This is a genomic window from Promicromonospora sp. NPDC090134 (assembly GCF_044746965.1).
Taxonomy (GTDB): domain Bacteria; phylum Actinomycetota; class Actinomycetes; order Actinomycetales; family Cellulomonadaceae; genus Promicromonospora.
In genome coordinates this window covers 1,037,049-1,056,369 of record NZ_JBIVCZ010000001.1, presented here as the reverse complement: position 1 = coordinate 1,056,369, position 19,321 = coordinate 1,037,049, and the positions used below count along the sequence as shown (strand labels likewise).

The 19,321-nt window shown below is 72.2% G+C and carries 15 protein-coding genes; 3 read left to right on the top strand and 12 right to left on the bottom strand.

Annotation, left to right across the window (positions count from 1 at the left end):
- The first annotated feature begins 22 nt into the window (after nt 1–22).
- Nucleotides 23–1,540, top strand: coding sequence for an MFS transporter (locus ACIPN7_RS04510; protein WP_400538397.1), 1,518 nt, complete (start codon nt 23–25; stop codon nt 1,538–1,540).
- A gap of 68 nt (nt 1,541–1,608) precedes the next feature.
- Here the strand turns inward: ACIPN7_RS04510 and ACIPN7_RS04505 are convergent, their stop codons facing one another.
- The 3 genes from ACIPN7_RS04505 to ACIPN7_RS04495 all read right to left on the bottom strand — a co-directional run bounded on the left by ACIPN7_RS04505 (nt 1,609) and on the right by ACIPN7_RS04495 (nt 6,058).
- A complete protein-coding gene (locus tag ACIPN7_RS04505; protein WP_400538394.1) occupies nt 1,609–2,397 on the bottom strand; it encodes an MBL fold metallo-hydrolase in 789 nt (262 codons plus the stop codon).
- A gap of 2 nt (nt 2,398–2,399) precedes the next feature.
- Nucleotides 2,400–3,221 carry an alpha/beta hydrolase gene (locus ACIPN7_RS04500; protein WP_400538392.1) on the bottom strand — a complete coding sequence of 274 codons (822 nt, stop codon included), beginning with the start codon at nt 3,219–3,221 and terminating at the stop codon, nt 2,400–2,402.
- Between the two features lie 98 nt (nt 3,222–3,319).
- A complete protein-coding gene (locus tag ACIPN7_RS04495; protein ID WP_400538389.1) occupies nt 3,320–6,058 on the bottom strand; it encodes an AAA family ATPase in 2,739 nt (912 codons plus the stop codon).
- Nucleotides 6,059–6,258: 200 nt separating this feature from the next.
- On the opposite strand from ACIPN7_RS04495, the gene ACIPN7_RS04490 reads away from it, so the two are divergent.
- Together ACIPN7_RS04490 and ACIPN7_RS04485 are read left to right on the top strand one after the other, a co-directional pair.
- Nucleotides 6,259–7,203, top strand: coding sequence for a helix-turn-helix domain-containing protein (locus tag ACIPN7_RS04490; RefSeq protein WP_400538387.1), 945 nt, complete (start codon nt 6,259–6,261; stop codon nt 7,201–7,203).
- 82 nt (nt 7,204–7,285) lie between these two features.
- Nucleotides 7,286–8,155 (top strand): MerR family transcriptional regulator, encoded by an 870-nt coding sequence (locus ACIPN7_RS04485; protein ID WP_400538385.1) that lies wholly within the window; start codon nt 7,286–7,288, stop codon nt 8,153–8,155.
- 78 nt (nt 8,156–8,233) lie between these two features.
- On the opposite strand, the gene ACIPN7_RS04480 is transcribed toward ACIPN7_RS04485, so the two are convergent.
- The 9 genes from ACIPN7_RS04480 to ACIPN7_RS04440 all read right to left on the bottom strand — a co-directional run bounded on the left by ACIPN7_RS04480 (nt 8,234) and on the right by ACIPN7_RS04440 (nt 19,320).
- Nucleotides 8,234–8,728: a YajQ family cyclic di-GMP-binding protein gene (locus ACIPN7_RS04480; protein WP_285100904.1), complete on the bottom strand. Its 495-nt coding sequence runs from the start codon at nt 8,726–8,728 to the stop codon at nt 8,234–8,236.
- Between the two features lie 139 nt (nt 8,729–8,867).
- Complete coding sequence (htpX, locus tag ACIPN7_RS04475; protein WP_400538383.1) at nt 8,868–9,791, bottom strand: zinc metalloprotease HtpX; 924 nt, start codon at nt 9,789–9,791, stop codon at nt 8,868–8,870.
- A gap of 132 nt (nt 9,792–9,923) precedes the next feature.
- Nucleotides 9,924–11,321 carry an FAD-dependent oxidoreductase gene (locus ACIPN7_RS04470; protein WP_400538380.1) on the bottom strand — a complete coding sequence of 466 codons (1,398 nt, stop codon included), beginning with the start codon at nt 11,319–11,321 and terminating at the stop codon, nt 9,924–9,926.
- 132 nt (nt 11,322–11,453) lie between these two features.
- The gene (locus tag ACIPN7_RS04465; protein WP_400538378.1) at nt 11,454–11,687 is read right to left on the bottom strand and encodes a hypothetical protein; all 234 of its coding nucleotides are present in this window, start codon (nt 11,685–11,687) and stop codon (nt 11,454–11,456) included.
- Nucleotides 11,687–12,433 carry a hypothetical protein gene (locus ACIPN7_RS04460; protein WP_400538376.1) on the bottom strand — a complete coding sequence of 249 codons (747 nt, stop codon included), beginning with the start codon at nt 12,431–12,433 and terminating at the stop codon, nt 11,687–11,689. The genes ACIPN7_RS04465 and ACIPN7_RS04460 overlap by 1 nt, the downstream gene beginning before the upstream one ends.
- Nucleotides 12,430–13,218: a hypothetical protein gene (locus ACIPN7_RS04455; protein ID WP_400538374.1), complete on the bottom strand. Its 789-nt coding sequence runs from the start codon at nt 13,216–13,218 to the stop codon at nt 12,430–12,432. Before ACIPN7_RS04455 ends, ACIPN7_RS04460 begins: the two co-directional genes overlap by 4 nt.
- Nucleotides 13,215–14,282, bottom strand: coding sequence for a WXG100 family type VII secretion target (locus tag ACIPN7_RS04450; RefSeq protein ID WP_400538372.1), 1,068 nt, complete (start codon nt 14,280–14,282; stop codon nt 13,215–13,217). The genes ACIPN7_RS04455 and ACIPN7_RS04450 overlap by 4 nt, the downstream gene beginning before the upstream one ends.
- A gap of 164 nt (nt 14,283–14,446) precedes the next feature.
- Complete coding sequence (locus tag ACIPN7_RS04445) at nt 14,447–14,731, bottom strand: WXG100 family type VII secretion target (RefSeq protein ID WP_377217161.1); 285 nt, start codon at nt 14,729–14,731, stop codon at nt 14,447–14,449.
- 113 nt (nt 14,732–14,844) lie between these two features.
- Entirely contained in the window at nt 14,845–19,320 is a 4,476-nt protein-coding gene (locus ACIPN7_RS04440) for an FtsK/SpoIIIE domain-containing protein (protein WP_400538370.1), read from the bottom strand.
- Nucleotide 19,321 lies beyond the last annotated feature (1 nt).

The window sequence follows — 19,321 nt, the reverse complement described above, 5'->3', positions numbered from 1 at the left end:
AGTTCCGTATATGCTGCGAACCATGTCCCAGACTTCAACCCCCGCGACGGACCGTCGTCGCTGGATCACGCTCGTCGTGGTCGGGCTCGCCCAGCTGATGGTCGTGCTCGACGCGACCGTCGTGAACATCGCTCTCCCCTCGGCCCAGGCCGACCTCGGTTTCTCCGACGGTCAGCGCCAGTGGGTCATCACCGCGTACTCCCTCACGTTCGCGAGCCTCCTCCTGCTCGGCGGCCGCCTCTCCGACCTCATCGGCCGCAAGCGCACCTTCGTCATCGGTCTCATCGGGTTCGCCCTCGCCTCGGCCCTGGGCGGCGCCGCCGGATCCTTCGAGCTGCTCGTGGCCGCCCGCGCGCTGCAGGGCGCGTTCGGCGCGCTCCTGGCGCCCACGGCCCTCGCCGTCCTGACCACCACCTTCACCGTCCCCCGGGAACGCGCCCGCGCGTTCGGCGTCTTCGGCGCCATCGCCGGGGCCGGCGGCGCAGTCGGGCTGCTGCTGGGCGGTGTGCTGACGGAGTCGCTCGACTGGCGCTGGAACCTCTACATCAACGTGGTCATCGCCGCGGTCGCTCTGGTCGGCGCGTCCGTCTTCATCCCGCGCCTCGCGCGCAGCGGCGCCCGGCCGCGGCTCGACGTGCCCGGCACGCTGCTCGTCTCGGGCGCGCTGTTCGGCCTCGTGTACGGCTTCTCGAACGCCGAGACCGGTGGCTGGGACGCGCCCCTGACGTGGGGCCTGCTCACCGCGGCCGGCGTGCTGCTGGTCGCGTTCGTCGGCTGGCAGAGGCGCGCCGCGCACCCGCTGCTGCCGTTGTCGATCGTGCTCGACCGCAACCGCGGCGCGGCGTACCTCTCGGTGCTGATCGCGGGCGCGGGGATGTTCGGCATCTTCCTGTTCGTCACCTACTACCTGCAGCTCACGCTCGGGTACACGCCGATCCAGACCGGCCTGGCGTTCCTGCCGATGATCGCGATGCTGGTGCTCGCCGCACAGCTCGGCACCAACCTGCTCGTGCCCCGGTTCGGGCCCAAGCTCCTGGTGCCGATCGGCATGACCCTGGGGGCGATCGGCATGATCGACCTCACGTTCCTGGACGCCTCGAGCACGTACGCCGCCCATGTCATGCCTGGCCTGATGGTCATCGGGTTCGCGATGGGCACGATCATGCCCGCCTCGATGCAGACCGCCACGCTGGGCGTGGACCGGGAGTTCGCCGGCGTCGCCTCGGCCATGGTGAACACGAGCCAGCAGGTCGGTGGCTCCATCGGCACCGCGCTGCTCAACACGCTGGCCGCCACCGCGGCGGCCGACTACCTCGCCGCCCACGCGCCGGTGACCGCGGAGGTCGGCGCACAGGCGGCCATCGCCAGCTACTCGACCGCGTACTGGTGGGGCGCCGGGTTCTTCGCCGTCGGCGCGGTGCTGTCCGCGCTGCTGTTCCGGCGGCGCGGCCAGGGGCTCTCGCTCACGCACGCGGCGCCGGCCGCGGCGTCGGGCTCCGGCGAGGCCGACCGGGTCGCGGAGCCGGTGCACGTCGGCTGACCGACCCCGGTCGCCGTCCGGACCACGGTCCGGACGGCGACCAGGCCCGGACGGCCGTACCGCGTGCGCTACACCGTGAGACCGAGCGGCTCCCCCGGCGTCGCCCACCGGAACCGCTCGGCGACCTCCGGCTCGTCGCGGAGCGCCGTGACGAGCTCGTCCCGGCCCTGGCGGAAATGGGACCAGCCCTCGTAGTGCACGGGGACCACCGAGGCGGGCCGGATCAGCTGGACGAGCTCGACGGCGTCCCGGGCGCCCATCGTGTAGGCGAGCGGGCCGGTGACCGGGAACCCGACCCGTCCGAGATGCAGGATCGCGCTGCCGACGGTGAGACGGCGCGCGACGTCGCGGACGCCGTCGTACAGGACCGTGTCGCCCGAGATCCACACCGAGCCGTGCTCCTGCCCCTCCCAGGTCAGGGCGAAGCCGACGACGTCGCCCACGACGAAGTGGCTGCCGCGCGGGCCGTGCCGGGCGGGTGTCGCGGTGACCGTGATCGTCGGGCGGCCGGGCGCGAGCAGTCGGGTCGTGTCCCACGGCCCGAGGCCACGCGTGCCGTGCCCGAGCCGTGCCGCGCCCGACGCGGTGGTGATCACCGCGCCCGCGGTGGGCAGGAGGTCGCGGCCCGTGTCGTCGAGGTTGTCGGCGTGGTGGTCGTGGGTGAGCAGCACGGCGTCGACCGGCCCGATCTCGGACGCCGGGACCGCAGGGCCGGTGATCTTGCGGGACGACGTCCCCCAGCCGAACCGGTAGGTCCGGCCGGGGGCGTCGAAGGTCGGGTCGGTGAGGATGCGCCAACCCTCCACCTCGAGAAGGGTGGTCGGCCCACCGACATGGGTGAGGGTGAGGACCGACATGCTCAGAGGACGGTCGTCGCGGTCCAGGACGCGCGAGCGAGCGCCCAGTCGAGCGCACGGTCGGCGATCTCCTCCCACCCCGGGCCGGCGACCATGAGATGCGGGCGGCCGTCGTACGTCTCGTGCTCGGTGACGGTGCCCGCGCCCTTGTAGTGCTTCGCGTTGGAGGCCTGGACCGCCTCCGGCATGATGTGGTCCTCCGAGCCGGACAGGAACAGCAGCGGCGCCCGGTCGGGGTTGGCGAAGTCCACCCAGGCCCCCTGGTGGCCGGGCTGGTAGTTCGCCAGCACGGAGTCGAACAGCACGCGGCCGGACGCCGGCACGTGGTACCGCTCGTAGAACGCCAGCGACTCCTCGTCCGTGTAGGTGTTGGTGAACGCGTACTTCCACTGCTGCGGGTCGAGCCCGACGGCGCGGTGGTGGTTCAGCGGGTTCTTCAGTGCGGGGAAGACGGAGTGGAGCTGGGTCCAGGGCGTCACACGGATCCCCTCGGTGGGGGCCGAGTTGAGCGCGACGCCCGCGCAGCCGTACCCGTGGTCCATGACGACCTGCATGAACGACCCGCCCGCGGAGTGGCCCATCAGGATCGGCTTGGTGTCCAGGGTGTCCAAGAACGTCTCGAGGTGACCGACGATCGACTCGATGGAGAGGTCGGCGATCGGCTTCGGGTCGGCGCGCAGCGCTTCCACCTCGACGTCGAAGCCCGGGTAACCGGGGGTGTGGACCGTGTAGCCCTTGGCCTCGTAGCGGGCCTTCCAGTGCTCCCACGATCGGGGCGTGACCCAGAAGCCATGGATCAGGACGATGGTGTCCGGGGTGCTCATCGGTGTTTCCTCTCGGAGTGCTCAGGAGGTGCTGCGTCGGTCCTGACCAGCCTGGTCTCGGACCCCCACGGGCCGGACCACGTGACGCACGTAGTCGTTCAGGAGCGCGGGTCGCGGAGCCGGTCGGCGAGCTGCCGACGCGAGGAGATACCGAGCTTCTGGAACACCTTGCGTAGGTGGTAGTCGACGGTGTTGGCGCTGATGAACAGGTTCGAGGCGATCTCGGCGTTGGTGTGCCCGGCCGCCGCCTTCTCCGCGACCGTCAGCTCCTGGACCGTCAGCAGCCGGTGCGGGGACGTCGCGGCCGTCTCCGCCTGCGACCCGGCGGCCTCCAGCTCGGCCGTGGCGCGCGGCACGAAGATGTGCGCGCCCGCCTGCTCGAACAGCCGGATCGCCTCCCGCAGCTGCACGCCGGCGTCCGCTCGGCGGCGTGCGCGGCGCAGCCACTCGCCGTACACGAGGTGGGCGCGGGCACGGTCCGTCAGAGCGGGGGTCGGCTCGAGTGCGTCGAGGGCCGCGGAGAAATGTTTCTCGGCCTCCGGGCCGGACGTCACCAGGCCGAGTGCCCGTTCGGCGACACCTCGGCACCAGGGTGAACCGTTCGCGGCCGCACGTTCGCCGAGCGCGGCCGCGTACGGCGACGCCTCGTCCGGACGTCCGGACCGGACGGCGGCCTCGACGTAGTCGGCCCACTGCGTCGGCGTCACCTGCAGGAACGGCGACGCGATCAGAGGTCGCAGCCGGTCGTAGGCCGCGTGGTAGTGCCCGTCGGCCAGGTCGCGCACGGCGACGGCGGCCTCGGTCAGCGCGCTGATACCGCCTCGGCCGGCGGCCTTGGCGGCGTCCGCCAGGGCGAGCACGTGGCCGCGCGGGGACCCGGTCCACGCCAGGACGACCGGGTTGAGCACCGGCGCGGTGTCGTGCCCCATGGCGCGGCGTACCTCGCCCAGCAGCTCCGTGTACCGGGTGGCGAGCCGGACGGTGCCGCAGCTCAGCTCGTTCAGCGACATGACCTTGAGCAGCAGGTCCACGACCTGCAGCGCGCCCACGTCCCGGGCGGCCCGCATCGCGCGCAGGAGCAGCTCCCGGCCGGACGTGTCCCAGAGGAACGTGCCGAGCGCGGCGACGGAGATTCCGGAGCGGATCAGCTCGGCATCGGGAAGCGCCCGGATCGTCTCCAGCGCGGCCCGCGCGGGCGGGACGGCCTCGTCGTACGGGAGCCGGATCGTCGCGCTCAGCCCCGCGAGCACGACCGACGCCGGGCCGCCCGCGACCGCCGTGCCCCGGTGGAGCCGCTGCCCGAGCTCGGCCGTGGTGATGCCCTCGACGAGCCGGTCCGCGTTCATGCACAGCTCGACCGCACCGACCAGGGCCCGCTGCTCCAGCGCCGCGTCATGGCCGTGGAACAGGTCCGCGGCGGCCACCAGGTCGGCGCTCGCCCGCACGTAGTCCCGGCCGCTGCCGGTGAAGGCGGCCAGGGAGGCTCGCGCCATGATCACCCGGCCCCGCGTCACGGGTTCCGCCCCACCGAGATCGACGGCGTCGAGGGCGTTCGCCGCGACGGTCCCGGCGCCGACGGCGAGTGCGGCCTCCGCCGCGCCGGCCTGGCGCGTGTCGCGGAGCGGCCCCGGGCTCGTGAGCTCGGCGGCGCGGACGAGCATCCTGGCTCGCGAGGCCAGGCCACCGCGGCGGGCCGCCATGTCGGCAACCTGTTCGAGCTGTGCCGCGACGGCATCGTCCGTCCCGATGGCCGCCCTGGACGCGTGCCACGCCTCCAGCTCGATGAGCCCCAGGATCGCGGCGGCGCCGGCGAGCGTGCGGTGCGCCCTGCGCCGGGCGGCGCCGTCGGCCGAACCGTAGACCGCCGAGCCGACGAGGGGGTGGCGGAACCGGACCTTGTCCCCTATCTCGACGAGGCCGGCCGTCTCCGCCCGGTCCGGTGCGCCCGGGTCCAGGCCGGACGCGTCCGCGGCCGCCATGACGAGGGACGTCTGCCGGGTCGAGTCCGCCGCCGCCAGGAGCAGCCACGTGCGCGCGTCGGCATCGAGCTCGTCGACCCGTCCCGCGTAGTGGCGCTCCAGGCGCCGGCCGACGGCGACCGGCGTGACGCTGAGCCCGAGGTCGGTCAGCTGTGCCGGGGAGAGGCCACGGGAGAGCTCGATCAGCGCGAGCGGGTTGCCCTCGGTCGCGCGTGCGACCTGGACCGCGACCACCGGGTCGATCGGCCCGCGCACGAAGCGGGTGAGCAGGCGCACCGCCGAGTCCGTGGCGAGGCCCCTCAGGGTGACGGCGTCCATGCCGCGCAGGCGGGTGACGAGGTCGCCCTCGTCCCTGCCGGCGCACAGCAGGGCGAGCCGCTCCACCATGAGCCGCCGGGCGACGAACGCCAGCACGTCGAGGCTCTCGGCGTCCACGAGGTGGGCGTCGTCGACGAGGCACAACGTCGGCCGGTCCGCGGCGGCCGCACCGAGCAGCTCGAGCGCCCCGAGGCCGACGAGGAACCGGTCGGGCGGCGCACCCGCGGTCCGTCCCACGGCGACGTCGAGTGCGTCCCGGTGATGTGGTGGCAGCTCCACCAGGAACTCGCGCAGCGACAGGATCAGCCGGTGCAGGCCGGCGTACGGGATGGTCGCCTCCGACTCGTAGCCGTCGATCCGCAGCACCCTGGCGTGCCCCGCGCGCGCGGCGACGTCCCCGAGCAGCGCGGTCTTGCCCAGGCCCGGCTCGCCCAGGACGACGACCGCCCCGGGGCCGCCGTTGCGTGCGCGGCCGACGAGCGCCGCGAGACGGTGCTGCTCGTCCTCCCGGCCGACCAGGTCCGACGGTGTGGTGGTCATGCCCAGCCTCCCTGTCGCGCCCCCGCTGGAGAAGGCTCGCACAGGCCGGCGCCCCAGGGTTCCGCCTGACTGCACGACGCTTGCGTGTCCGTGCACGGCCCCACCGCCACGCGGGCCTTGCGCTTCGACGTCGGTCGAGTCATTGTCGTCGGGGAGGCACAGCGCCTCGCCACCTTCAGCCAGATCCCGGGAGGTGTCCCGTGCACGTCCTCGACAGCGCGACGGTGTCGCCGGAGGACCGGTTCGACATGGTCGTGGAGTCCATGACCGGCGCGGCCCGGGCCACCACCTTCACCTCGGACTGCCCGGACGACCGTGTGCGCCTCACGATGAGCGCGTGGCAGATCGGCGCCGTCAGCCTGTTCGACGCCGAGTGCTCGGCGCACACGTTGCGCCGGCGTACGCGCGGAGCTCCCGACGAGGAACCACCGTCCGTCCTCCTGACCTACGGCCTGCGCGGCGCCGGGACGCACAGCCACCTGGGCCGCGACCAGTCCGTCGGGCCCTCCCGGCTCTGGGCCACGGACCTCACCGCGCCCTACGTCCACCACATCGACGACACCCGCACGCTCACGGCGAAGGTGGCGATCACGGCGCTCGGCATCCCGCACGACCTCGTGCGCCAGGCCCTGGAGCACATCGGCGAGAGCCCGCTGACGCCGCTGTTCGTCAACCATCTGACGGAGACACGGCGCGTCGCCGGTCTCGTCGACGGACCGGCCTCGGGCGCCCTCGGCTCCGCCACCCTGTCGCTCGCCCGCGCCCTCGTCGCCAGCGTCGCGGGCGACGGCCGCGTCGGGCGCGAGGCGCTCGAGGACACCCTGCTCCTCCGTGCCCAGTCCTTCGTCCGGCGCCGTCTCGGGGACCCGGCCCTGGACGCGGAGTCGATCGCCGCCGCGCACCACGTCTCCGTCAGGCACCTCTACAAGGTGTGCGCGCGGGCAGGGCTCAGCCTCGAGCAGTGGATCATCCACGAACGGCTCGCCGGTGCGGCGGACGACCTGGCCCGGTCCGCCCCCGCACGGGGCGGCATCGCGGCCGTCGCCCGCCGGTGGGGCTTCACCAGTCCGTCCCACTTCGCCACACGGTTCCGGGCGGCGTACGAGGTCACGCCACGGGAGTGGCAGGCGCTGCACCACCGATGAGGTGGTCCCTGGAGTTGCACCTCCCGTAGCGGGATGTGGTCCGGTGGACCCACGTCCCGCCCCGCTGAGGAAGGCTCCACCCATGCATCCGTCCTTCGTCTCGCCGCGCCAGGTCAAGATCGGTGACGCGGCGGCCTTCGCCGGCACGACGCCGCGCGCGATCCGGCACTACCACGAGATCGGCCTGCTCCCCGAGCCGGAGCGGGGCGGTGACGACCGTCGCCGCTACGGCTACGAGGACATGATCCGACTGCTGTGGATCCGCAGGATGGCGGACGCCGGGATCGCCCTCGACGACATCCGTGCCGCCTTTGCCGACCCCGCTCCTGCCGCTTCGGAGGACGACGACATCGCGGCCGTCCTGGAACGCCTGGACGAGACCCTCGTCGCCCAGGAAGCAGAGCTGCGCCGGCAGCGGACCGCCGTGCGGCGTATGCGCACCCAGGGCAGCCGAGCCGGCCTGCTCTCCGACGTCGTCGCCGGCCGCCTCACGAACCTGCCGGAGGGCTCCCTGCGCCAGGCCGACCTGGACACCCTGCTGGTCACCGAGCGGATCTTCGGCCCGCTCGGCGCGGCCCTGCAGGCCACCCGTTTCATCGCTCTGGCCACCCGTCCGGAGCTGCGGGAGGAGTCAGACCGTGTCGACGCCGCCGAGGAGGCGCTCGACGACACGGTCGCTGTGGACGACCCCCGGGTGGCCCAGGTGGCAGCGGAGCGGTACGCCTTCGAACAAGAGCTGGAGGCCGCCATGGAGGATGCCGGCCTGGACCGGGACGACGACGCGCTCTTCGCCTCCTGGGACGCCGGCCAGATCGCGGGCAGCAGGGAAAGGTCCATGAGCGCCGTCGAGGCCTTCGGGAAGATGCCCTACGACTTCTCCCCGGCCCGTCTGCGCTGCATGGAGCTGGCCGTGGAGCTCGCAGCCGCGGCCGGGGCCGCGGAGACCTCGTGACAGAGCGGGCGGGGGGGGGGCCCGGCGCCGCCGCCCCCCCCCCCCCCCCCCCGCGACGCCCGACCGACGGACGATCCGTCAGCGGTAGTTCGTGAACTGCAGCGCGAAGTCCAGGTCCGAGCCCTTCAGCAGGCTCTGCACCTCCTGGAGCTGGTCGCGCGACTTGCTGGTCACGCGGACCTCGTCACCGGTGATCTGCGTCTTGACGCCCTTCGGGCCCTCTTCGCGGATGATCTTGGTGACCTTCTTCGCGGACTCCCCGGCCAGGCCCTCCTTGAGGGTCGCCCCGAGGCGGTACTCCTTGCCGGACGGCTTGGGCTCGCGCTCGCCGAGGTCGAGCGACTTGAGCGAGATGCCGCGCTTGACGAGCTTGGTCTCGAAGACGTCGAGGGCCGCGAGCACCCGCTCCGACGAGTTGGCGACGATGAGGATGCTCTCGCCGCTCCAGGTGATTGATGCGCCGACGTTCTTGAAGTCGTACCGCTGCGAGATCTCCTTCGCGGCCTGGTTCAGCGCGTTGTCGACCTCCTGGCGGTCGACCTTGCTGACGATGTCGAACGACGAGTCGGCCATGTGGTGCTCCTTCTGCGTAACAACCCGGGCGCCCCTGCACGCCCGGTCGGAATCTGCTCACCGTATCCGCCCCCGCCGACCCCGACGAACGCTTTGCGCGGGTGAGGTCGGCGGCCGCGCGGGCGGCGGGCGGGTGGTCTCAGAGCATCCCGGGCGGGGTGCCCCAGTCCGGGCCCGACGTCGGGCCGCCCGGGTTGTAGCCATCCGCGGGGCCGCCCGCCATCGCCTCGAGCCGGCGGATGCGGTCCGGCATCGGCGGGTGCGTGGCGAACAGGCGCCCGATGCCGGCGCCGCGGAACGGGTTGGCGATCATCAGGTGCGAGACGTTGGTCAGGTCGCGGTCCTGCGGCAGCGGCGCGCGCTGCGTGCCCTGCTCCAGCTTCCGGAGCGCGGAGGCCAGGGCCAGCGGGTCGCCGGTGAGCCGGGCGCCGTCCTCGTCGGCGTCGTACTCGCGGGTGCGGGAGATCGACATCTGGATGAGCATGGCCGCGATCGGGGCGAGGAGCGCCATGGCGAGCGCCGCGAGCGGGTTGCCGCCCTCGCGGCGGTCGCCGCCGCCGAAGAACAGCAGGAACTGCGCCAGGGCCGTGATGACACCTGCCAGCGCGGACGCCACCGACGAGGTCAGGATGTCGCGGTTGTAGACGTGCATCAGCTCGTGGCCCAGCACACCCCGCAGCTCGCGCTCGTTCAGCAGCTCCAGGATGCCCTCCGTGCAGCACACGGCGGCGTTCTGCGGGTTGCGCCCGGTGGCGAAGGCGTTCGGTGCCTTGGTGGGCGAGATGTACAGCCGTGGCATCGGCTGGCGGGCCGCCGTGGAGAGCTCACGCACGATGCGGTGCATCTCCGGGGCCTGCAGCTCGGTCACGGGGTACGCGTGCATCGCGCGGATGGCCAGCTTGTCGGAGTTCCAGTACCCGTAGGCGGTGGTCGCCAGGCCGATCAGCACGAAGATCCACAGCGTGCCCGAGCTCCTGCCGAACAGCGCCCACAGCCCGAGGATCACGGCCCACATGCCACCGAACAGCGCAGCGGTCTTCAGCCCGTTGTAGTGCCTGTGCATCGCACTCCTTTCCTCCCACCCGAACGCGCCAGCCCGTTCCGGGGTTCCCCGGGCCTACCGCCCTCGGGAACGATCGTGCCCGGAAGACCTGAGTCTTCCGGGCACGTTCGCTGGGTGGCAACGGGGAACCGCCTACGACTTGCGGCTGATGCTCACCATCTCGTCGCGCGGGACGACCTTGATCCGCTCCCGGCCCGCGGCCTCGCCGAGCGCCCGCTCGTGCGCGTCCAGGAGCTCCCAGCCGGACCACTCGATGAAGTGGACGCCCTTGCCCGTGAGGAACTCGGTGATGGCCTCCGGCGTGCCCTGCGGCGCGGTACGGCCGCCCGTCAGGTCGCCGGGCGCCTCGCCGTCGGCCACGCCTGTGACGTCCTCGACGAGGTGGCGGATGGTCTCCGACGCGTCCGACTTGGTGTGGCCGATGAGGCCCACCGGGCCACGCTTGATCCAGCCCGTGGCGTACACGCCGGGCACCTGGTTGCCGTCGATGTCGACGACGCGGCCCTCCCGGTTCGTGATGACGCCCTTGACGTCGTCGTACGGGATCTCCGGCAGGGAGGAGCCGAAGTAGCCTACGGCCCGGTAGACGGCCTGGACCGGCCAGTCGACGAACTCGCCGGTGCCCTGGACGGTGCCGTCGCCCTGCAGCGCGGTGCGCTCGGTGCGGAACCCGACGACCTTGCCGTCCTCGCCGAGCACCTCGGCCGGGGCGTGCAGGAAGTGCAGGTGCAGCCGGCGCGACGCCGTGTTCTGCGCCGGGTCCTTGAGCGTCCAGTCCACCAGGGTCTTGACGACCTGCTTGGTCTGGTTCGACGAGTTGATCGCCGCCTCGGAGCCCTCGTCGAAGTCGAAGTCCTCCGGGTACACGACGATGTCGACGTCCGGGACGTGGCCCAGCTCGCGCAGCTCCAGCGGCGAGAACTTGACCTGCGCCGGGCCGCGGCGCGCGAACACGTGCACGTCGGTGACCGGGGAGGTCTTCAGGATCTCGTGCACGTTGGCCGGGATCTCGGTGGGCAGCAGGTCGTCCGCGTGCTTGGCGAGGATCCGGGCCACGTCGAGCGCGACGTTGCCGGCGCCGATCACGGCCACCTGCTCCGCCTCCAGCGGCCAGGTGCGCGGCACGTCGGGGTGGCCGTCGTACCAGGACACGAAGTCCGCGGCGCCGTAGGAGCCGTCGAGGTCGATGCCCGGCACGTCCAGCTCGGCGTCCTTGATGGACCCGGTGGAGAAGATGACCGCGTCGTAGAACTGACGCAGGTCCTCGAGCTTCAGGTCCACGCCGTAGTCGACGTTGGCCAGCAGGCGGATGTCTCCGCGGCTCAGCACCTTGTGGAGCGCGACGATGATCTGCTTGATGCGCGGGTGGTCCGGGGCGACGCCGTACCGCACCAGGCCGAACGGCGCCGGAAGGCGCTCGAACAGGTCGATGCTGACGTCGAGGTCGGACTTGGACAGGATGTCGCTCGCGTAGATGCCGGCGGGGCCGGCGCCGACGACGGCGACGCGCAAGGGTCGGGTGGTGCTCACGAAGGGGCGCCTTCCGGTCGAGGACAAGGGAAGCGAAGGCCGCTACCGATTCTACCGACCGGGTAAGGCGCGCCTCACCCCCGGCTCAGGGGGTGGACGTGGGGTTCCTGTGAGAATCCTCGCGTTCCGGGCTCAGCGACCCTGCTCGCGCTCCCGCTGGACCTTGGCGGCACGGCGGCGGAGGTTGGCGCGCTCGGCCGCCTGGTCCAGCGCTCCGTATCCCGCGAAGCCCAGCGCCAGCAGGCCCAGCAGGCCGGCGATCACCGCGACGGTGATGAGGTCGAACGACTTGGCGAAGACGACCACGCCGAAGAGCCCGAGGCCGATCCCGAGGCTCCACCTGATGACCCTGCTCTCGTCGCCCACTACGCGCGTTCCAGCGCCGCTACCAGCCGGGGCACCTGCGTGGCGGCGTCGGCGGGCCGGCCGCTGATCTGCACCAGCGGCAGCACCTGCTGCGAGAGTCCGGCCACGGGCTGTCCCAGGTCCACCAGGGCGGACTCCAGCGCGCCCACCAGCCGGTCGGGCTGCCGCCAGGTGCCGAACCACCACACGAGCCGCTCGCGTCGCTCGGGATCCTCCGCGCGGAACGTACCGGCGGCATCGACGTAGCTCCGCTGCGCGACGGGCCCCAGCGCGGCCACGAAGGCCACCCCGTTCCAGGCCCACACCGCGGTGCGGCCGGTGATCAGAAGCGTGCGGCCGGGGAGCATGTCGGCGAGCTTGAAGCCCGGGCGCACCGCGGTGATCGAGTCGACCTCGAACCGGTCGAACGGCACGACGCGCGGCTTGAGGCCTGGCGCGAACGAGCCGATGAGCAGCCCGCGGTCGAGCACGACCACCTTCTCCGACCCCATGTACCCGAGGACGATCCAGCCGATCACCGCCCAGGCCGGGATCAGCACGACCGCACCGACGATGCCGCCGGTACCGAGGGAGATGACCACCGTGAAGAGCACGGCGACTCCGACGGCGACCCACCACGCGGTGGGCGACGGCGGGTTGGCCTCGACATGGCGGATGCCGCCGAGCTCGGGGAGCTCGGCGGCGATCCTGCGGGCCTTGCGGGGGACGCGGTCCCCGGTGGCCGAAGTCGTTCCCGCAGCACTCATGCGGCGAGCAGCTTCCCGGGGAGGCCACGGACGACGCCCGCCCCCACCTCGGTGAGCACCAGGCGGTCGTCCACGCCGTCCCGCAGGTCACCCTGCACCGTGAAGACACCGCGCGGGCCCGAGTAGACGGTCACGTTACGGAGCGTCTCGACGCCGGCCTTGGCGACCGCCACCACGGTGACGGTCAGCGCCTCGGCGAGCTCGGGGAGGTTCGGCGCGGCGGCCTCGAACTCCGGCACCGTGAACGTGCGCGGCTTGCCGGCCATGATCGCGGCGGACGTCGGGTCGAGGTACTGCTCCAGCCGCTCACCGAGGAAGGCCTCGGGGTACACCGAGAAGGTGTGGTGGCCACTGGTGGCGACCTCCTCCTCCAGGATCCCGTAACCCTCGTGCACGTAGCAGAACACCCAGTGCCGGCCGAGGGTCGTGACGCGCTCCGCGGAGATGATCGCCTGGGCCGTCCGGCGCAGCACCAGCGTGCCGGTGAGCTCGGGGATCGCGTCGATCCCCACCTCCTGGCCCTCACCGCGGCTGGCGGGCACCACGTAGCCCTGGCCGAGGAGCGCGCGGAGCGCCACCTTGCCGACCAGCTCCTTGTCGACGTCGCCCTGCGCGTCGAGCCACGGGAGCGGCGTGGGCTGGACGGCCTGGACGCCGTCGAGCACCATGACCTGCTCGTCGGTCAGGTTCACGATCCCGACCGGCTTCCCGTCCTCGGCACGCCCGAGCACGGCGATGGCCGCCTCGTAGTCCGCCTTGGTGAAGTTCATCGTCTGCCCGCTCAACTGAACAGCCCTCCTACGAAGTCGCCGGCGGCCGAAAGGCCGTCGCCGACCGCGTCGCCTACGTCGGATACGGCATCCCCTGCCGCGTCGGCCATGTTACCGACGGCATCGCCCGCCGCGTTCCAGCCGGCGCTGATCCCGCCGCCCACCCAATCCGCGGCGCCGCTGACGGCGCCCGAGATCGAGTCCCAGTTGTCGTACACCAGGTTGCCCAGCGCCCAGGCACCGGCAACCACGCCGGCTCCGACGGCGATGCCCACGCCCACAGGACCGAGCATCGCCGCGCCACCGAGGGCGATCGCGATACCGCCCGCGCCACCGACGACCGACAGGCCGCCCATGACCCGGTCGACGCCGCCCCGGACGCCGTCGTACTGGGTGTTGAACATCTGGTTGAGACCGCCGACGACGCCGAACACGCCACCGGCGGTGCCCGCCACGCGCGCAATGGTGCCGGCGGAGCTCGCCAGACCGACCCAGCCGCTCATCTTGCCGATGAGCCCGAAGTCCTCGGCGAGGCCGAGACCGGCCGCCGTGCGCCCGACGAGACCGCCTGCGCCACGGTAGACGTCCGCCGTCGCGTCGGCGATCTTTGCCGCGTCCCCGAGGCGTGTCGCCGACACCAGACTCGTCAGTGCGGATCCCGTCTTGATCGCCTTCCAGGCGGCCAGGCCGAACCCGACCCCCTTGGCCCCGAGCATCCCGGCCAGGCCGAGACCGTCCCAGTTGAAGCCGCTGTCGGACGCCCCCGCGACGTCGGTGCCGCCGGGGCCTCCGCCGATGCCGGAGTAGTCGTTCGACGTCTCCTCCTGCGCGTCGGCGTTGGACCGCACCTTGCCGGCGACCTCGCTCAGCGCGGCGGCCGTCTCGCGGAGCCGCACCAGGTGGTTGCCGGTCCACTCCTGACGGAAGCCCTCGGCGTCCGGCCCGCTCCAGCCGTCCTGCTGCGGGACGACCGACTCGACGGTCGTGACGATGGTCTCGAGCTTGTCACTGCCCTCGTCAAACTTGTCCGCAAGCAGACGCAGCGCCTCGATGTCGGCGCCGACCATTCCCCCGCTCACTTGGTTCTCCTCACGTCCCGCCGATGACGGCGTAGGGCTTCGCATGGGTACTGCTGGACCGCTTATGTCATGACGAAGTCAAGGGGTGCGGGCCGTAGTCGGTCCCGCACCCCTTGATACCGGCCCCTGTCGGGGCAAGGCCTCCGGAAGAGGCTCGAGCTCGATCAGTACGCGCTCGAGGTCTCGTCCTGCATGTTGGCGTTGTTGTCGGCCGTGGTGCCGTAGGTCTCGAGCGCCGCGGCGATCTCCTGGAGCTTGGCGGCGTGGGTGCCGTCCCACTCCTCCTGGAACTGCACGGCGTCCTGACCGTTCCACTGGGTCTGGGCCATCTGGCTCGTGATCGTCGTCACGACCTGACGGACGCCCTCGGCCTGGGTACGGAGCGTGTTGGCGAGGCTCCGGACTGCCTCGACATCAAGACCGAAAACGTTGCCACCCTCTGCGACCATGTCAAGCTCCTTTTCCTGTGGCTGCCCTCGCGGACAACCTCCGTTTCTGCGACGTCACGAACTATTCCATGGCCCGTGACGCGGTGGAATGGGGAGGACTCCCCATCCCCCCGTCACCCCGGCAGGGCGACGTGGATCTTGGTGGCGCGGCCGGCGGTCACGAGGAACCCGCGCCCCGGCGGGAAGTCCTTGCGGCGGATGCGGCCGAGCGGGGTGTTCATGAGCGTGTCGCCGTCGGTGTCGCCCGGTGTGAGCAGGAGGCCGTTACGACCGGACTTGAACGGGCCGGCGAGCGTGAACGCCTTGCTCCAGGTGGACGACTCCGACTCACCGATGACGAGCTGGTCCTTGCGGGACGCGAGCTTGACGAACGCCTCCATCGGCTTCTCCGCGGGCGTGCCCGTGAGCTCGGTGTAGTTCTCGATCATCACGGTGAGAGTACCCGGGGCCAACCGATCGCTCTCGAGGGCCGCGGTGAGGTCCTTGAGCGTCTCGACGATCTCCTCGGGGCTGGGCGCCGCCATGTCCCAGAGGTCCATGGCGGACAAGCTCGACCGCCGGGACGACAGGTACACGAGGCGTCCCGACCCAGCCCTGCGCAGGGCGGTAGCCAGCGTCACGAACGCCGTCGTGCGCCCCGAGCCGGGCGGGCCCGCGAGCATGAGCGGGCCACGCATGGGCAGGCCGATCGGCGCGATGTCCAGGTCCCGCAGGCCGATCGTCGCCAGGTCCGCCGCCCGCTGCGGCAGCTGCTCCAGCGTGAACGACTCGGGCAGGCGCTCGACGCCGGGCGCCTGGGGCACCCCGCCGACCGAGCGCATGGTCTGCTCCAGGCGGGCCAGCTCGCGCGACTGCACGGCGCCGTTGGAGTCGCCGCCGAGCACGGCGATCTGCGCCTCCTGGCCGTACATGATGGCCCGGCCGGGAGCCGAGGCGGGCGTGAGCACGTCCTTGGGGACGTTCAGCATCACGTAGTCGTCCTCCTTCGCCATGCGGTGCACGATCCGCTTCTGCACCGTGGAGGCGAGCGACGGGGGCACGGACACGGCACGGTCGCCGCTCATGACGAGGTGGATGCCGACGGGTCGGCCGTCGGTCGCGAGCTGCGTGAAGGTGCCGAAGATCGAGAACCCGCGGGCGGTGATGTTCTCGTAGGCCTCACGGAACGCGCCGATGCCGTCGACGAGCACGATGATGCGCGGCTCGTCGGGCTTGTTCGCCAGCCGGCGGTACTCCTCGATCGTCGAGGCGCGCACGGCGGCGTAGCGGTCGGCCCGCTGGTCCAGCGTGTCGCGCAGGCGGCGCATGAGGCGGCCCACGCGCTCCTCGTCGTCGCCGGCGATGACGGCGCCCACGTGGGGCAGGTTCTCCAGCATCGACAGACCACCGGAGCCGCAGTCGATGCCGTAGACCTGCACGGGACCGCCGCGGTGCGTCAGGCCTGCGGACACCGCGATGGTGCGCAGCGTGGTGCTCTTGCCCGTACCACCGGTGCCGTAGATCGCGAGGTTGCCGTCGCTGTCGGGCTCGTAGTGCACGGTCGGCTGGGTCTGCTGCGGCGGGTTGTCCAGCACGCCGAGCACGAGCTGGGAGTCCGTGCGCCGGTTGGGCAGCAGGGCCAGGTCGTACGTGGGCGCGAGCTCGGGCAGCCACGGCTTGCGGGGCGTGGGCACGCCCGCCTCGCCCGCCGCGCGGCGGATCGTGCTGACCACGCGCGCGATGTCGTTGGGGCCCGGGTCGTGCTCCTCGATCACCTCGGGGGCCGGGAGCTCCCAGCGCCGTCCGGTGCCGAAGTCCATCTCCTCGATGTCGAGCGACGACCGCTCGGGCTCGTCCGTGGTCCAGCCGCCGGCGTAGCCGGTCTGGAACGTGGTGAGCCGGCCGGGGCCGGTCTTGGCGGCGCCACGACCCGGGATCGACGGCGAGAAGTGTGCCGCCATCTCGTCGCCGAGCACGTCCTTGGAGTCGTGCTCGTCGGCCATGCGCAGGGCGATGCGCAGGTTCGTGTTGGCGCGGAGGTTGTCCTTGATGACACCGGCGGGGCGCTGCGTCGCGAGGATCAGGTGCAGGCCGAGCGACCGGCCACGCTGGGCGACGTCGACGACGCCGTCCACGAACTCCGGGACCTCGCCGACCAGGGCCGCGAACTCGTCGACCACGATGATGAGGCTCGGCGGCGCCTCGGGGTCGCCCGTGCGCTCCAGGGACGCCAGGTCCTTGGCCTTCTTCCGGTTCAGCAGGTGCTCGCGGTAGTGCAGCTCCGCGCGCAGCGAGGACAGCGCGCGCCGCACCAGGTGCGGCGACAGGTCCGTCACCAGGCCGACGGTGTGGGGCAGGTTGACGCAGTCGGCGAACGCGGCACCGCCCTTGTAGTCCACGAACAGGAAGGTCACGCGGTCCGGACTGTGCGCGGCCGCCATGCCGAGCACCCAGGACTGCAGGAACTCCGACTTTCCCGCACCGGTGGTACCGCCCACGAGCGCGTGCGGGCCCTGCGTGCGCAGGTCCAGGTGGAACGGCTCCACGCCGTCGTGCCCGACGAGCGCCCGCAGGTTCGTGGGGGTCTTGCGCCGCACCGGCGGCGAGCCGTCGCGCGGCGTGAGGGAGAGGTTCTCCCGCCACCGCTCGATGACGCCGGTCGAGTCCTTGCCGAGCTCGGTACCGGCCAGGGCCAGGTAGGAGACGGCCCGCGGCAGGTCGGACTCGTCGTCGGTCGGCGCGCCGATGTCGATCACCGGCGACAGGATGCGGGCCACCTCGCGCGCGGTGTTGAGGTCCGCGACGTCGCAGCGCACCGGGTAGGCGAGCTGCCCGTAGTGCACCTCGCCCGTCATCGCGCCGTTGTCGCTGGCGTTCGGGTCCAGCAGCACGAAGGTGCGGCAGGCGGCGGGGAGCTGCTCGACGGTCGGGGCGATCCAGACCACGTGGACGCCGGCAGCAGCCCCGTGCTCGACCAGGCGGACGAGGCGCGCCCGCTCGACCGGGGCGTCGTCCTCGATCAGCACGACGACGGACGGCAGCACCGGCTTGGGCGGCGCGTCCTTGCGGTCCTTCTCGGCGTCGAGCTCGCCCACCAGCGGCGCGGGCTCGTCGAGGCTGACGCCGCGGGCCTCGACGAGCTCCTCGAGCCGGGTCAGCAGGGAGGCGCCGGACGCCGGGTCGTCGGCCAGGTGGTCCGACGCGCCGAGCGGGCTGTGCGGCGAGCCGGTGTGGGGCAGCCACTCGAGCCACTCCCAGTCCTCCCGCGAGCGCGCGGACGTGAGGGCCGTGACGACCAGCTCCGCGGGCGAGTGGAGCGTGACGAGCTGCAGCAGGACGGACCGGCCGACCGGCTCGACCACGCCGCTCGGCCCGGCGATGCCGACGTTGCCGCCGTAGCGGAACCCGGCGCCCATCGGGACGTCGTGGATGGTGAGGCACTGCTCCTGCAGGTCCAGCACGCGCTGCCAGTGCTCGGGGATCGCGTCGTTCTCACGGGGCTCGTCGAAGATGGTGCGGGCGGGACCCGAGCCGAGCCCGAACCGGACGGTGAGGAACCCGCGGTGCTCGGGGCGGTGGGTCCACATGAGCCCGCCCAGGCGGCGCACCGCGTCGAGCGACTCGGCGAGCGACGGCAGCTCCGCGAGCCGCACGGCCCGCTCGACGGCGTGCGTGCGGTCGATGCGCTCCGACGTGGCGACGACGGCCTGCTCGAACTGCTCGGAGGCCTCCTTGAACTGCTTCTTGCCGTAGATCTTCCGGTCCATCCACATCCCGAGCATCATCACCGGGCTCATGAACATGAACAGCAGCGAGATCGGGTTGCGCGTGAACGTGTACATCACCGCGCCCATCGCCATCGGCGCGAGCATCATGAGCCACGGCAGGCGCTGCGGCTGCGGCGGGCGCGGCGGCTTGGGCGCCTTGATCTTGATCTCGCCGAAGCGCGTGACGACCCGCGGGGACCGGTTGAACTCGACGACCGGGCTGGTCGGCGCCAGGCTCGTGGACCGGTGCAGGGCCACCACGGAGAGCGTGGTCTCACCGAGCGTCACGGTGTCCGACGACGTCAGCACGGCGCGCGTCATCCGCTTGCCGCCCATGACCAGGCCGTTCGCAGAGGCCAGGTCGTGCACCTCGATGGACTCGCCCACGACCACGCGGGCGTGCCGCTTGGAGACCTGCCCGTCCGAGAGCCGGACGTCCATGCCCCGGTCACGCCCGATGTAGGTGGTGCCCACCGGCAGCGGGAACTCCCGCCCGGCGTCGGGGCCGTCCAGGACGCGCATCTGCGCGACCGCGGTGCCGCGGTCCTGCCCGGCGTTCACGAACTGCTCGGAGACGCGCACGATCGAGACCACGGAACCGGACCGCAGGCCCGCCTGGACCAGGTCGTTCGTGGGGGTCAGCACCCGCCCGCCGGTGAAGCTCGTCGACCCGTCGGCGAGCACCTGCAGGGTGAGGTTCTCGGGGGCGACCGCACCGTTGCGGGTCGGGTCGCCCGAGAAGAGGGCCTCGGCCACGTCGCGCACCGTCGCGGTGGCGTCGGCGGTGACCGCGACGTTCACGCCGGACTCGTCGGGTCTGTTCAGCGTCAGCTTGATACGCACG